At 42.1% G+C, this 15,759-nt stretch carries 7 protein-coding genes and 3 rRNA genes; 3 read left to right on the top strand and 7 right to left on the bottom strand.

The annotated features are described in order from the left end of the window. Positions 1-439 precede the first annotated feature (439 nt). From rrf to rhlB, 5 genes are all read right to left on the bottom strand, one after another. Positions 440-554, bottom strand: a 5S ribosomal RNA gene (rrf, locus tag ABX891_RS02320). A 150-nt stretch (positions 555-704) separates the two neighbouring features. Continuing rightward, positions 705-3,594: ribosomal RNA gene (locus ABX891_RS02315) — 23S ribosomal RNA — on the bottom strand. 298 nt (positions 3,595-3,892) lie between these two features. Then, positions 3,893-5,428, bottom strand: a 16S ribosomal RNA gene (locus ABX891_RS02310). The 16S, 23S and 5S rRNA genes sit together here, the layout of an rRNA operon. Before the next feature lie 535 nt (positions 5,429-5,963). After that, positions 5,964-7,457, bottom strand: coding sequence for a guanosine-5'-triphosphate,3'-diphosphate diphosphatase (gene gppA, locus ABX891_RS02305; protein WP_354628828.1), 1,494 nt, complete (start codon positions 7,455-7,457; stop codon positions 5,964-5,966). Between the two features lie 43 nt (positions 7,458-7,500). Beyond that, positions 7,501-8,778, bottom strand: coding sequence for an ATP-dependent RNA helicase RhlB (rhlB, locus tag ABX891_RS02300; protein ID WP_002960940.1), 1,278 nt, complete (start codon positions 8,776-8,778; stop codon positions 7,501-7,503). Positions 8,779-8,869: 91 nt separating this feature from the next. Here rhlB and trxA point away from each other — a divergent pair, with 91 nt between their 5' ends. Beyond that, positions 8,870-9,196 (top strand): thioredoxin TrxA, encoded by a 327-nt coding sequence (gene trxA, locus ABX891_RS02295; protein ID WP_354628827.1) that lies wholly within the window; start codon positions 8,870-8,872, stop codon positions 9,194-9,196. A 186-nt stretch (positions 9,197-9,382) separates the two neighbouring features. Then, positions 9,383-10,642 (top strand): transcription termination factor Rho, encoded by a 1,260-nt coding sequence (gene rho / locus ABX891_RS02290; protein ID WP_002960945.1) that lies wholly within the window; start codon positions 9,383-9,385, stop codon positions 10,640-10,642. A 63-nt stretch (positions 10,643-10,705) separates the two neighbouring features. On the opposite strand, the gene ABX891_RS02285 is transcribed toward rho, so the two are convergent. Continuing rightward, a complete protein-coding gene (locus ABX891_RS02285; protein ID WP_354628826.1) occupies positions 10,706-13,525 on the bottom strand; it encodes a tetratricopeptide repeat-containing hybrid sensor histidine kinase/response regulator in 2,820 nt (939 codons plus the stop codon). A 76-nt stretch (positions 13,526-13,601) separates the two neighbouring features. Here ABX891_RS02285 and ABX891_RS02280 point away from each other — a divergent pair, with 76 nt between their 5' ends. Continuing rightward, on the top strand, positions 13,602-14,174 hold the full coding sequence (locus ABX891_RS02280) for a DNA-J related domain-containing protein (protein ID WP_278380182.1): 573 nt from the start codon (positions 13,602-13,604) through the stop codon (positions 14,172-14,174). Between the two features lie 22 nt (positions 14,175-14,196). On the opposite strand, the gene dbpA is transcribed toward ABX891_RS02280, so the two are convergent. After that, a complete protein-coding gene (gene dbpA / locus ABX891_RS02275) occupies positions 14,197-15,585 on the bottom strand; it encodes an ATP-dependent RNA helicase DbpA (RefSeq protein ID WP_002960948.1) in 1,389 nt (462 codons plus the stop codon). Positions 15,586-15,759: the final 174 nt, after the last annotated feature.

Raw genomic sequence — 15,759 nt, 5'->3', positions numbered from 1 at the left:
CATTAACAATCCTACTTTTATAAATATTAATTACACACTCCTAGATGTGATTTTAACGTCGGGAGTCGCTAAGCTCACCCGACCTACATGATGGGTGTTGCTGTGAGTGTGTGTTAACTGCGCACATTTTACTTTTCTGCAGACGTAAAAAAGCCCGAATTGTTAGATTCGGGCTTTCTACAATTTGAGGTCGGTGCGCTACGCAGTAGGATGTCGTAGTGCCCACAGCGGTGGAGAGTCACTTAGCAAATGCTATTTTATTGGCCGACTGAAATACTGAGAAGTTTTGTTGTGATTTTAACGTCGGGAACGTCGGGAGTCGCTACGGCCGACCTACGTGATGGATGTAGCTGTGAGTGGATGTTAATTGCGCACATTTCACTTTTCTTCAGACGTAAAAAAGCCCGACTATTTCTAGTCGGGCTCTCTACAATTTGAAGCCTGGTAATGTCCTACTTTCACATAGCAAATGCTACACTATCATCGGCGCTGTTTCGTTTCACTACTGAGTTCGGCATGGAATCAGGTGGGTCCAAAACGCTATTGTCACCAAGCAAATTTGGGCGTTAATTCGTATTTCTACGCACTAACTGAATTTGGAAAATATCTGATAATATTTTTTAAGTCTTTCTAAGTAATTTCTACTTTAGTTATATTAACTTCTTCGCTTGTTTCACTATCACATAAAACGCGTTTGGCGTTGTATGGTTAAGCCTCACGGGTAATTAGTACAAGTTAGCTTAATGGCTCACACCACTTCCACATCTTGCCTATCAACGTTGTAGTCTTCAACGGCCCTTCAGAGACTTTAAAAGTCTAGTGAGAACTCATCTCGAGGCCTGCTTCGCGCTTAGATGCTTTCAGCGCTTATCAGTTCCGAACGTAGCTACCGGGCAATGCCATTGGCATGACAACCCGAACACCAGCGGTTCGTTCACTCCGGTCCTCTCGTACTAGGAGCAACCCCTCTCAATTCTCAAACGCCCACGGCAGATAGGGACCGAACTGTCTCACGACGTTCTAAACCCAGCTCGCGTACCACTTTAAATGGCGAACAGCCATACCCTTGGGACCGACTTCAGCCCCAGGATGTGATGAGCCGACATCGAGGTGCCAAACACCGCCGTCGATATGAACTCTTGGGCGGTATCAGCCTGTTATCCCCGGAGTACCTTTTATCCGTTGAGCGATGGCCCTTCCATTCAGAACCACCGGATCACTATGACCTACTTTCGTACCTGCTCGACGTGTCTGTCTCGCAGTTAAGCTGGCTTCTACCATTACACTAACCGTACGATGTCCGACCGTACTTAGCCAACCTTCGTGCTCCTCCGTTACTCTTTAGGAGGAGACCGCCCCAGTCAAACTACCCACCAGGCACTGTCCGTAACCCCGATTCAGGGGCCAACGTTAGAACATCAAAACTACAAGGGTGGTATTTCAAGGACGACTCCACAACAACTAGCGTCGCTGCTTCAAAGTCTCCCACCTATCCTACACATGTAGGTTCAATGTTCAGTGCCAAGCTGTAGTAAAGGTTCACGGGGTCTTTCCGTCTAGCCGCGGGTACACAGCATCTTCACTGCGATTTCAATTTCACTGAGTCTCGGGTGGAGACAGCGTGGCCATGGTTACACCATTCGTGCAGGTCGGAACTTACCCGACAAGGAATTTCGCTACCTTAGGACCGTTATAGTTACGGCCGCCGTTTACCGGGGCTTCGATCAAGAGCTTCTCCCTAAGGATAACCCCATCAATTAACCTTCCGGCACCGGGCAGGTGTCACACCGTATACGTCATCTTGCGATTTTGCACAGTGCTGTGTTTTTAATAAACAGTCCCAGCCACCTGGTCACTGCGGCTCCCGTCCGCTTAGAGAGCAAGTCTCATCACAGATAGGAGCGTACCTTCTCCCGAAGTTACGGTACGATTTTGCCTAGTTCCTTCACCCGAGTTCTCTCAAGCGCCTTAGTATTCTCTACCTGACCACCTGTGTCGGTTTGGGGTACGATTCCATATAATCTGAAGCTTAGAGGCTTTTCCTGGAAGTATGGCATCAACAACTTCATCACCGTAGTGACTCGTCTCGTGTCTCAGTCTTAATAGCAACCCGGATTTACCTAAGTCGCCAACCTACTCACTTTCACATGGACTACCAACGCCATGCTTGTTTAGCCTGCTCCGTCCCCCCATCGCAATTATATCGAGTACAGAAATATTAATCTGTTTCCCATCGACTACGCCTTTCGGCCTCGCCTTAGGGGTCGACTTACCCTACCCTGATTAACATGGGATAGGAACCCTTGGTCTTCCGGCGTGGGAGTTTTTCACTCCCATTATCGTTACTCATGTCAGCATTCGCACTTCTGATACGTCCAGCATACCTCCCGGTACACCTTCAACCGCTTACAGAACGCTCCCCTACCACTCAGAATAAATTCTGAATCCGCAGCTTCGGTGCATAGTTTAGCCCCGTTACATCTTCCGCGCAGACCGACTCGACCAGTGAGCTATTACGCTTTCTTTAAAGGATGGCTGCTTCTAAGCCAACCTCCTGGCTGTCTGGGCCTTTCCACATCGTTTCCCACTTAACTATGACTTTGGGACCTTAGCTGGCGGTCTGGGTTGTTTCCCTCTTCACGACGGACGTTAGCACCCGCCGTGTGTCTCCCGGATATTACTTTACGGTATTCGGAGTTTGCAAAGGGTTGGTAAGTCGGGATGACCCCCTAGCCTTAACAGTGCTCTACCCCCGTAAGTATTCGTCCGAGGCTCTACCTAAATAGATTTCGGGGAGAACCAGCTATCTCCCGGTTTGATTAGCCTTTCACTCCTAGCCACAGGTCATCCCCTAACTTTTCAACGTTAGTGGGTTCGGTCCTCCAGTTGATGTTACTCAACCTTCAACCTGCCCATGGCTAGATCACCGGGTTTCGGGTCTATACCTTGCAACTATTCGCCCAGTTAAGACTCGGTTTCCCTACGGCTACCCTATTCGGTTAACCTCGCTACAAAATATAAGTCGCTGACCCATTATACAAAAGGTACGCAGTCACCCAACAAGTGGGCTCCTACTGCTTGTACGTACACGGTTTCAGGTTCTATTTCACTCCCCTCACAGGGGTTCTTTTCGCCTTTCCCTCACGGTACTGGTTCACTATCGGTCAGTTGGGAGTATTTAGCCTTAGATGATGGTCCACCTATATTCAGTCAAAGTTTCACGTGCTCCGACCTACTCGATTTCACTTAAAATGTCTTTTCATGTACGGGACTATCACCCTGTATCGTGGCACTTTCCAGAGCCTTCCATTAACACATAATAAGCTTAAGGGCTGTTCCGATTTCGCTCGCCGCTACTTTCGGAATCTCGGTTGATTTCTTTTCCTACGGGTACTTAGATGTTTCAGTTCTCCGCGTTCGCCTCGTTAACCTATGTATTCAGTTAACGATACCTGCAAGCAGGTGGGTTTCCCCATTCGGAAATCCTAGTCTCAAGCGCTTTTTACTAGCTTGACTAGGCTTATCGCAAGTTAATACGTCCTTCATCGCCTCCAACTGCCAAGGCATCCACCGTGTACGCTTAGTCACTTAACCATACAACCCAAACGGGTCTTTGTTTTGTGACAGTTTAACTTCGCCAGAAGTCAATATTGAATACTAAAGTAGATACCAATCAATCAACTCCTAAGAGTTAATTAAATGGCACTGAATGGTACTGCTACCATTCTTTTTTTACTTTTGAAAACTCTTGATAAATACAATGTATCTATCAGAATTTTATTATCAGCTTTTCCAAATTTTTAAAGAGCATATTAATTAGTTATCCCGAAGGACACGCACTAATTAACAATCATCTGTGTGGACACTACGAACAAATAAGTTCTAAATCGTATAAGGAGGTGATCCAGCCCCAGGTTCCCCTAGGGCTACCTTGTTACGACTTCACCCCAGTCATGAATCACTCCGTGGTAAACGTCCTCCCGAGGGTTAGACTATCTACTTCTGGAGCAACCCACTCCCATGGTGTGACGGGCGGTGTGTACAAGGCCCGGGAACGTATTCACCGCGTCATTCTGATACGCGATTACTAGCGATTCCGACTTCATGGAGTCGAGTTGCAGACTCCAATCCGGACTACGACGCACTTTAAGTGATTCGCTTACTCTCGCGAGTTCGCAGCACTCTGTATGCGCCATTGTAGCACGTGTGTAGCCCTACACGTAAGGGCCATGATGACTTGACGTCGTCCCCACCTTCCTCCGGTTTATCACCGGCAGTCTCCTTAGAGTTCTCAGCATTACCTGCTAGCAACTAAGGATAGGGGTTGCGCTCGTTGCGGGACTTAACCCAACATCTCACAACACGAGCTGACGACAGCCATGCAGCACCTGTATCAGAGTTCCCGAAGGCACCAAACCATCTCTGGTAAGTTCTCTGTATGTCAAGTGTAGGTAAGGTTCTTCGCGTTGCATCGAATTAAACCACATGCTCCACCGCTTGTGCGGGCCCCCGTCAATTCATTTGAGTTTTAACCTTGCGGCCGTACTCCCCAGGCGGTCTACTTAATGCGTTAGCTTTGAAAAACAGAACCGAGGCTCCGAGCTTCTAGTAGACATCGTTTACGGCGTGGACTACCGGGGTATCTAATCCCGTTTGCTCCCCACGCTTTCGTACATGAGCGTCAGTGTTGACCCAGGTGGCTGCCTTCGCCATCGGTATTCCTTCAGATCTCTACGCATTTCACCGCTACACCTGAAATTCTACCACCCTCTATCACACTCTAGTTTGCCAGTTCGAAATGCAGTTCCCAGGTTGAGCCCGGGGCTTTCACATCTCGCTTAACAAACCGCCTGCGTACGCTTTACGCCCAGTAATTCCGATTAACGCTCGCACCCTCCGTATTACCGCGGCTGCTGGCACGGAGTTAGCCGGTGCTTCTTCTGTCAGTAACGTCACAGCTAGCAGGTATTAACTACTAACCTTTCCTCCTGACTGAAAGTGCTTTACAACCCGAAGGCCTTCTTCACACACGCGGCATGGCTGCATCAGGCTTGCGCCCATTGTGCAATATTCCCCACTGCTGCCTCCCGTAGGAGTCTGGGCCGTGTCTCAGTCCCAGTGTGGCTGATCATCCTCTCAAACCAGCTAGGGATCGTCGCCTTGGTGAGCCATTACCTCACCAACTAGCTAATCCCACTTGGGCCAATCTAAAGGCGAGAGCCGAAGCCCTCTTTGGTCCGTAGACATTATGCGGTATTAGCAGTCGTTTCCAACTGTTGTCCCCCACCTCAAGGCATGTTCCCAAGCATTACTCACCCGTCCGCCGCTCGTCAGCAAAGTAGCAAGCTACTCTCTGTTACCGCTCGACTTGCATGTGTTAGGCCTGCCGCCAGCGTTCAATCTGAGCCATGATCAAACTCTTCAATTAAAAAGTTTTATGTCTTTCGACAGCTCAATGAATTCTGAATTTTTTAATATCTTTCGATATTGAATTGACTGTGCCGAATAATTACCGAAATAACTATTCTGTTGGTCACTCAGTTTTCAATTGAGACTCTAATTTGTTTGCCTCATTACTTGCTCAATAAAGAACGAAGTAGTTTGGCTGTTAGAACTCAATCTGTACGAGTGCCCACACAGATGATTGCTTTATATTGTTAAAGAACGTTTGAGTCGCTTTAGCGCCTCAAGGGATGAGAATAATACACCCTTTATTTTTTGAGTCAACACTTTGTTTTAAAATTTCTTTCGACAATTTAAAACCGAAGTTTTATTTAACTCTCTGAGTAGTTCGTGCCTCGCTATGCGTTGGCGTTTCCCGTCTCAGTGGGGTCGCATTATAGGGAGATCCGAAAACAGATCAACCCTTTTTTGAAGAAAACTTGAAATAATGTGCTGTTCGCACATATTTACATCGAAATGGTTACTTTAAACACTAAAAAGGCCCTGATGGCCCTTGTTAATTAGTTTACTATGAGCTTCCAGCCAAGTTTTCCTTGCTGTTTAGACTCTTGTTGCAGCTCGCTGGCCATCAACGGATGATCTTTTAACCAGTTACTTTCAAACTTAAGGTCTAACACTTCATTTTTAGCAGTTAACTTAAACTTAGGCAGTACATCATCTTGTCTGCGCATTGATAAAATGACTGCTATTCGTAGTAATCTCACTATATATTGCGCTAATAGACTATTTACGCCGAGTGAATTAAAACAACCTTTTGGAAAATCAGATCGATGTGCATCTGCTACCGCTACTATTAATTTATGCTCTGATTGTGAAAAACCAGGCATATCGGTATTTTCCAAAATATAAGCGGTATGTTTATGGTACTGCTTATACTCTATTAGTAATCCAACCTCATGAAGCTGCGCTACCGCTTTTAATAGTGGTAACCCATTTAAGCTTTCAATTGGCCAATCTTTATCAATACTCAGCGCTAACTGCATTGCCAAGCTAGAAACTCGACACGCTTGTTTTTGATCAACATGATAACGACTCATAAACCCATCAACTGTGCGTTTGCGAATGTCGTTATTATGAAACTCCGGAACCATGCTATATAAAACACCTTCACGCAGTGCTCCACCCGCCAATCCCATTTTTTCTATTTCAAGAGATTCAAATAGTGCGATTAAGATTGCAAGTCCTGATACAAATACCAGTCGACGGTCTTCACTTAATCCAGGAAGGTCTAGCGCTGCAATAGTGCTAAATGCAATTGCTTGATCTTTTATAGTGTTGAGCTTTTCAAGTGTAAGTAAGTCGTCAAGATTTTGCGCGACCATAATTTCTTGAATTGCTTGTACTGTACCAGAAGCTCCAGATGCAATTTGCCATCCAGCTGCTTTATACTCTGGAGAAATTTCATCAATGACTGTACGAGCCGCTTTTATTGCTGCGTTAAAGTTACTCTTACTTAGTTGGCAATCTTTAAAATAGCGTTCAAGATAGGTAACACAGCCCATATTGAGGCTTTTGTAATGTAGGGCATCAAATGCTTTACCAATTACAACTTCTGTACTTGCACCACCAATATCAATAACAAGCTGTTTGCCAGTACAAGATGAAGTATGGGCAACACCTTTATAAATTGTGCGCGCTTCTAATTCTCCGCTAATAACATTAATGTTATGACCTAGAATTTTTTCGGCATGATTTTTAAATACGTCGGCGTTAGTTGCTAAGCGTAAGGTAGCTGTTGCTACTATGGTGATGTTTTTGTCTGGGATATCTTGTAGACGCTCAGCAAAAAGGGCAAGGCATTCCCAGCCTCGCTGCATTGCTTCAGTGCTTAATACGTTTCCTTTATCAAGCCCTGCGGCTAATCGGACTTTGCGTTTAACACGTCCAATTGTTTGTAGACCGCCAGCAATTGATTTGGCAATAAGCATATGAAAGCTATTTGAGCCCAAATCAATAACTGCGTACACATTTTTTTGCGGTTTAAGTTGCCCCACCGTTCAAAAACCTCTAGTTACTACTACTTATACAAACGGTCGCTTACGACCGTCCTTTTTGGTAACTATTATTTGGGCGACGTCCGCTGTTATTACTACGGTTACGTGGACCTGTTGAATAGTTGCGCTTTCTTTGAATAATAGGCTGAGTTAAATCATCTAGCAATGCTGTTTTATCATAATGTGATAAAGGAATGCTGTGCTCTATATATTCTTCAATTTCATGCAGGTTGTATGCATATTGCTCACATGCAAAACTAATTGCGTGGCCTGATGCACCAGCGCGGCCAGTACGGCCAATACGGTGAACATAATCTTCACAATCGTCAGGTAAATCAAAGTTAAACACATGACTTACTTCTGGAATATGAAGACCACGCGCTGCAACATCGGTCGCAACTAAAAAGTCTAAATCACCTTTGCTAAATTGCGCTAATATAGTTTGGCGTTTTTTCTGGTTAACATCACCAGTAAGCATACCTACACGATGACCGTCTGATTTAAGCCAAGCATATACTGTTTCACAACTATGCTTGGTATTTGCAAACACGATTGCTTTCTCTGGCCATTCTTCTTCAATTAAGGTTAACAACAGCTTAATTTTATCTTCTTGCGAAGGATGAAATAGCTCTTCTTGAATACGTTTACCCGTTTTAACGTCAGGTTCAATTTGAACATGCTCTGGGTTTGTCATGTGCTCAAAAGCTAATTCTTGTACGCGGTACGATAATGTGGCAGAAAATAATAAGTTTAAACGCTTTGATGTATCTGGCATGCGATCGAACATATAGCGAATATCTTTGATAAAACCTAAATCGAACATACGATCGGCTTCGTCCAGCACGACTACCTCAATTTCATTAAGGGTGTAACAGCCTTGCTTATACAGATCAATTAGGCGACCTGTAGTACCAATTAAAATATCAACGCCTTTTTCTAGTTGTGCACGTTGTTTTTCGTAATCTTCGCCACCATATACTAAACCTAAGTTAAGATTACAGTGCGGCGCTAAAATTTTAGCATCTTTGTGTATCTGAATCGCAAGCTCCCGAGTAGGGGCCATGATCAGGGCTCTTGGATGTTTACTAGGTGCTTTGCTAGATTGTAATAACCGATGGCACGTGGCAGTTAAAAACGCCAACGTTTTGCCTGTACCCGTTTGAGCTTGGCCCGCGATATCGCGTCCATCACAAATAAAAGGTAGGCATTTTGCTTGAATAGGTGTGCAATATTCAAACCCATTCTCGGTTAAACCGGCAACCACTTCCGGTGCGATAGCAAAGTCTGAAAACTTTTTATCGGTTAAATGTGTCTTAGTCATAGCGTTTAAGCATAACGTTTAAACTTGCAATAAGAAACAAGAGTGTTTAAATACGCACTAAATATTTCGCCTAACTAAATCGGAGAGCGCAATGAGCGAGAAAATAATCCAAATTACTGACGATAGCTTTGAATCTGACGTATTACAATCAGACAAACCAGTACTAGTAGATTTCTGGGCTGAATGGTGTGGACCTTGTAAAATGATCGCCCCTATTCTTCACGAAGTTGCTGATGAATACGACAGCCGTGTGACTGTTGCTAAATTAAATATTGACCAAAATGCTGGCACACCGCCAAAGTTTGGTATTCGTGGTATCCCTACTTTACTTCTTTTTAAAGATGGCCAAGTAGCTGCAACGAAAGTAGGTGCTCTTTCAAAAACTCAACTTATCGAGTTTTTAGAAAACAACATCTAACGGTAAGCTAGAACAATAAAAAGGGCTTTTTTGCCCTTTTTTAAATTTATTTTGTATAAAGACTGGACGCTTTGCCAGTGAACTGCTAGTTTATAAAGCCAACTAATCCTTAGTTATATTCAACAAACCTCACTCAACGATCAAAGCGATTTTGAGTATGACAACTGTAATAAAGAACCCACCAATATGCATTTACGCGAATTAAAAGACAAGTCGATTAAAGAGCTTGTAGACTTAGCTGAGTCCATGGGGCTCGAAAACGTAGCCCGCTTAAGAAAGCAAGATATCATTTTTGCCATTCTTAAATCCCATGCCAAAGGCGGAGAGAATATCTTCGGCGGCGGTGTATTAGAGATTTTACAAGATGGTTTCGGCTTCTTAAGATCATCAGAAGCCTCTTACTTAGCTGGGCCAGATGACATTTATGTTTCACCTAGCCAAATTCGCCGTTTCAGCATGCGTACTGGCGATTCAATTTCAGGCCTTATTCGTCCACCTAAAGACGGTGAACGTTACTTTGCTTTACTCAAAGTAAATGAAGTTAACTTTGATAAACCTGAAAACTCTCGAACTAAAATTCTTTTTGAAAACCTTACTCCACTACATGCAAACGAACGTTTTCGCATGGAACGTGGTAACGGCAGTAAAGAAGATATTACAGCCCGTGTACTTGATTTAGCATCTCCTATTGGCCGCGGCCAACGTGGCTTGTTAGTAGCTCCGCCAAAAGCGGGTAAAACAATGCTACTTCAAAACATTGCACAATCAATTACGCATAATCACCCTGATGTAACATTAATGGTTTTACTTATTGATGAACGTCCGGAAGAAGTAACAGAGATGCAACGCCTAGTTAAAGGTGAAGTTATTGCATCAACGTTCGATGAGCCAGCTTCTCGTCACGTACAAGTTGCCGAAATGGTTATCGAAAAAGCAAAACGTTTAGTTGAACATAAAAAAGATGTTGTTATCTTATTGGATTCAATCACTCGTTTAGCACGTGCTTATAACACCGTTATTCCTTCATCAGGTAAAGTACTTACTGGTGGTGTTGACGCTAACGCATTACACAAGCCTAAGCGCTTCTTTGGTGCTGCACGTAACGTTGAGGAAGGTGGTAGCTTAACAATCATAGCTACAGCTCTTATCGATACCGGCTCTAAAATGGATGAAGTTATCTACGAAGAGTTTAAAGGTACTGGTAACATGGAACTTCACCTTAACCGTAAAATTGCGGAAAGACGTGTATTCCCTGCTATCGACTTTAATCGTTCAGGCACTCGTCGTGAAGAATTACTAACAAAACCAGATGAGCTTCAAAAGCTTTGGATTTTACGTAAAATTGTTCATGACATGTCAGAAATTGATGCAATGGAATTCTTAATTGATAAACTATCGATGAGCAAAACCAATGATGAATTTTTTGATTCGATGAGACGCCAATAAAGCGTTTTAGCTGAATAAAAAAAGCGCCTAAGGCGCTTTTTTTATGTCTGGATTAAACACAGTTTAACTTTCGTTATACTTTTTAAGTACACTCTGCAACGTATCAACGAGCGCTTTAAAGTCATTCGCACTACTTTTTTGGGTCCTGCGTAAAAGTGCTCTATCTAAACTTTGAGCCGATTGCGCAATTTCATCTAAACCAAACATTTGCGCCGCTCCTAAAATGCGATGACTATCTTTTTGTAGCGCGGCTAAATCTTCACTTATAAAATGCTGAGTAATCGTTTCACTCTCCAAAGCAAAGCTTTGCTTAAAACTTATCACAAGATCGCTCATATCAACTTCATTTTGCTTTGTAATTGGCTGATCTTCTGCATTATGTAGGTGGCTGGAAAGCGCTTTATAAAATGACTCTTTATCTATTGGTTTACCTAAGTAACCACTAAACCCTAACTCTAAATAGCCATCCACTTCATGACTCATAGCATTTGCAGTTAAAGCAAAAATAGGCCGCTCAAAACCACACTGTTTTAATAGCTGAAAAGCAGAACGCCCATCCATCACAGGCATTTGAATATCGAGTAGCACTAAATCAGGATACTCTTTTAAGCACTGCTCTACCGCTTGCTCACCATTTTCAACGGCAATAACCTCGAGCCCCATTGAACGTAAATAGCGGCTTATTAACCTTCGATTATCAGGGTGATCTTCTGCAAGTACAACACGCCCTGCCAATTGCTTATTTACCTTTGGAGCACTTTGAGTTTCAATCAGGCTTTGCGATTTATTTACTTCTGCGCACGGTAAAAAGAACGAAAACTGACTGCCCTTTTTGTATTCGCTTTGTACACTGATATAACCGCCCATCATCGCGGCTAATTGTTGCGATAAGCTAAGTCCTAACCCTGTCCCCCCAAAGCGACGGCTAATACTGTTATCAGCTTGGCTAAAGCATTCAAAAATAAGCTTTAACTGTTTAGAGCTCATACCAATACCGGTATCTTTTACAATAATCACTAGCCCTTGTTCACTCTTATTTAAAGCAATAATGATTTGGCCAGCGTGAGTAAACTTAATAGCATTAGCACATAAATTTATAAGAATCTGTTTTACGCGTATTAAATCCAGCTTAGTGTAAAACTCATTACCCACTTGATTGTCTAAAATGAGGCGTAAATTTTTTGCTTTTGCTTGAGTGATAAACATTGCATGTACGTCATTTACAAGCTCTACAATATCAAAGCACGAAATATTTAACTCTAATCTATTGGCTTCAATTTTACTTAAATCGAGCACGTCGTTTATTAAGCTTTTTAAATGGTCGCTATGACGCTGAATTACTCTTAATTCATCTTTAAGTGACTCAGGCTCATATAATTCATTAATTAAAGCATCTGTTTGCCCTAAAATAGCCGTTAGTGGAGTGCGGATTTCGTGGCTAATATTGGCCAAAAACTGGCTTTTAACATCGTTAGCTTCTCTTAGCTCCTGTGCTATTGCTTGTAACTCGGCAGTGCGCTGCGTAACTTGCTCTGTTAACTGCTGCTTAGCGCGTTTTTCTGCGCCACGGCGGTAAAGCGCAATACCAGTTACAACAACCAAAAGTAATAGTAAAAAAGAGAATAAAGTAAGCTGAGAACGCTGCGACATTTTTAGCTCTTGCACACGTCGATCTTGTTTAAGTTTTTCTATCTCTTGGTTTAATTGTGTTGCTTTAAATTGATGCTGAAGTACCGCTAGTGCATTTATAATTGCTGTACTTCTGAGTTTTCGCAGCTCACTAATATATTCTTGTTGCAAGGCCATTGCGCTTGAATAATCGCCTTTACTGGCTTCAAGTAGTGCTTTAGTCCCTAAACCCTCCCTAACTATTCGCTCACTGCCATATTCGTGGGCAAGTGAAATAGCTCTATCTAAACTTATTTTCGCCTCTTCTAAGTTGCCTTTAACAAACTGAATTTTACCAAGCGCATGTAGCGCATTAAGCTCTAAATTATGGTTACCTATTTTAAGCGCATAGTACTCACCTAATTTAGCTTGCTCGTATGCTTCATCTACTTTTTTTAACACTAAATTAGTATTTGCCAAGTTAGTATATTGCGTAGATAACTTATTGTAATCATTGGCTGAAATATAATAACGCAGCGCTAGCTGGTAATAATGAAGTGCTAAGTCAAATTGATTACTCTCCATATGAGCAACACCCATATTGTTGTATACCTGCGCAATACCGCTTTTATCATCTAACCGCTGATAAACTTTAAGTACATCTTGATAAAGACTAAATGCACTATCGTAGCGTGATAAGCGTATATATACGCCTGCTATATTAAGTAATATGTCGGTTTGATCTTGCTCACTACCGTGCGCTTCGTAAATAGCTTTTGCCTTTAAGTAAAACTCTAGGGTATCGCCTAGCTTATTCATATTAAAATAAGCCAAACCAATATTATTTAGTAAATTTGCTTGTTCAAGTAGTTGTTCATTTTTTTCAGCTAATACTAGGGTGCGGGTATATTCACTTATGGCTTTTTGAAATAAGCCTTGATAAAAAAGTGCTACACCTTGCATTTTTATTGCACGAAAGTGCTCGTCAGGAAAGAAAGTATCTGAAGTGTTTTTTTCTAATAATTTAAAATAGTGTAAAGATTCTTTAAAATTATCAGCCGATAACGCACTATTACCTAATGCCGAATAAACAGCGACACGCTCTTTTTTAGAAACGTTTTTATTAGCAAGTAACGTATTTGCTAATTGTAATTTAGGCTCCCACTGCACTTCGTTTTTGAATTGCTCAAATAACGAATCACTATTTTGGGCATAGCTAGGAGCTATTAGTACACAGCATATAATAAATAAGAGGCATTTAAACTTGCCCAGCATAATTTTAATCCTTCAAACCGTTACTTATATCAGTGTAATCTTTATTGAAGATACACTAACTACTAGGGCCTAAACAATGCTTAACCCACTGATTGATGAGATTTTTGAGCTGATATTAACAAGGCAGGTTTGGCAAGTTCATACTTTAGCAGCAGAACTGACAAACCGCAGCGCAATAACAACACTCGATAAAAGCCCTGAACGTGATTTATTTAAACGTAACTTTTTAATTATGAATGCATTGTACCAACTGCAGGCACAATTACGCCCTCAAAGTTTACTCATTTCAACTCTGCATATCGAGCTTTTAGAAAAAGAAGATAATAGTTTAGTAACAACGAACGAAAATTTGCGAGATTATTATTTAGATTGGCGTAATTACGATACCGGTGAAGAGAAAATTGATGAGCTTTTGAATAGTTTTTGGCGTCAGTTTAAAACGACATCACCACAACTGGTATTAAATGACAATGAATTTAAAGCGTTGGCTTTAGAATGGAAGTTACCTGAAAATTTCACTCTTAAAAACGTTCAAAAGCGCTGGAGACAACTTGCATTACAGATGCACCCAGATAAACCAAATGGTTGTGAAGTTAAGTTTAAAAAAATAAAATTACAATACGAGCAGCTAAAGGTAGCTGCTCGCTAATTTGTTAATTTAGCGGTTTAAATTAACGAGTAAGGCGACGAGCGCGTATTTTACGCCCTTTAATGTTGCCTTCGGTTAGTTTGCGAAGTGCTGGTTTTGATGAGTTACGTTCAACAGCAACAAATGCTACGTTATCAAGTACGTTAATTTTACCTACTTGACGACCTGCAACTCCATCCTTACCTGTTAGAGCACCAAGAATATCGCCTGCACGTACTTTTTGCTTTTTACCTGAATCAATCATCAAAGTAACCATTTCAGGTCGGTACGGCGGTTTATCTAATAAATTAAACGGCGGCATTTGCTCTGGAGTAATATCACGCTCGTAATGATCGCCAATTTGTGCAATTTTAAACGCTTCAGCTTCACCATAAATAGAACAAGCAATGCCCTTTTTACCAGCACGCCCAGTTCGGCCAACACGGTGAACATGTGTTTGCGTGTCATGTGCTAAATGGTAGTTAATAACCATATCCATGTCATCAATATCTAAACCTCGTGCAGCAACATCGGTTGCAACAAGTATTGAAGCACTTTTATTTGAAAAGTGAATTAGCGTACGTTCACGATCGCGTTGCTCTAAATCACCGTGCAATGCAACAGCGCTGAAGCCTTCGTCAGCTAAATCATCACACACTTGTTGAGTTTCTACTTTGGTATTACAAAATACAACACAGCTTTGTGGTGTAAATTTAAGAAGTAATAACTTAAGCGTTGGATAGCGCTGCTTATTGTTATCCATTTTGTAGAAGTACTGCTTAATTGTGCTTTTGGCTTGCTCTTCTTCTACTTTAACCATTTCTGGATTTTTAAGTACACGCTTAGCAATTGCTTCAATAGCTCTTGGGAAAGTAGCACTAAATAACAATGTTTGACGATTTTGTGGAATACGCTCAATAATTGCATCAAGTGTGTCTTGAAAACCCATATCAAGCATTTGATCAGCTTCATCAAGCACCAATGTTTCCACATCATCTAAACGTAGAGTACCTTTACGAATATGGTCATCAACACGCCCTGGCGTGCCAACAATAATATGCGCGCCATGTTCAAGTGAACCTATTTGCGGGCCAATTGAAACACCACCACATAACGTCAATATTTTAATGTTATGAATGCCGCGCGCTAATTTACGCATTTCTACCGCAACCTGCTCGGCAAGTTCGCGAGTCGGACACAAGACTAAAGATTGAATACGAAAGCGTTTTACGTTTAATTTAGCTAACACACCCAAGCTAAACGCAGCAGTTTTACCTGAACCGGTTTTTGCCTGAGCAATGATGTCTTTACCAGCAAGTACAGGCGGCAAACTTTGCGCTTGTACAGGTGTCATGTGGGCATAGCCAAGTGTTGATAAGTTATCAACGAGTCCAGCCGGTAAAGCCAAAGATGAAAAAGCAGTTGAAGTCACAGTAAGTTCCATAGCAATAAAATAACATGGGAGAAAGCCCCACTAATATGCAGCTTATAATAGCAGAATTCGTAATTGGCAACCATTAACAAACACATTATAAAACATGTTAATGAAAGGTGTTGAAAATGATAGTAGTTTGCATTAAGATCGCGATTGTTTTTTACATACCTG

This window comes from Pseudoalteromonas sp. NCIMB 1079 (genome assembly GCF_040567695.1).
Taxonomy (GTDB): Bacteria; Pseudomonadota; Gammaproteobacteria; order Enterobacterales; family Alteromonadaceae; genus Pseudoalteromonas; species Pseudoalteromonas distincta.
Note: the sequence above shows the minus strand (reverse complement) of the source record. Positions and strands in the feature narration are given on the sequence as shown.

Excerpts from the sequence above, each read along its gene's own strand:
- rhlB (WP_002960940.1), bottom strand. The coding sequence starts at position 8,778 with ATGACTAAGACACATTTAACCGATAAAAAGTTTTCAGACTTTGCTATC.
- trxA (WP_354628827.1), top strand. The coding sequence starts at position 8,870 with ATGAGCGAGAAAATAATCCAAATTACTGACGATAGCTTTGAATCTGAC.
- rho (WP_002960945.1), top strand. The coding sequence starts at position 9,383 with ATGCATTTACGCGAATTAAAAGACAAGTCGATTAAAGAGCTTGTAGAC.
- ABX891_RS02285 (WP_354628826.1), bottom strand. The coding sequence starts at position 13,525 with ATGCTGGGCAAGTTTAAATGCCTCTTATTTATTATATGCTGTGTACTA.
- ABX891_RS02280 (WP_278380182.1), top strand. The coding sequence starts at position 13,602 with ATGCTTAACCCACTGATTGATGAGATTTTTGAGCTGATATTAACAAGG.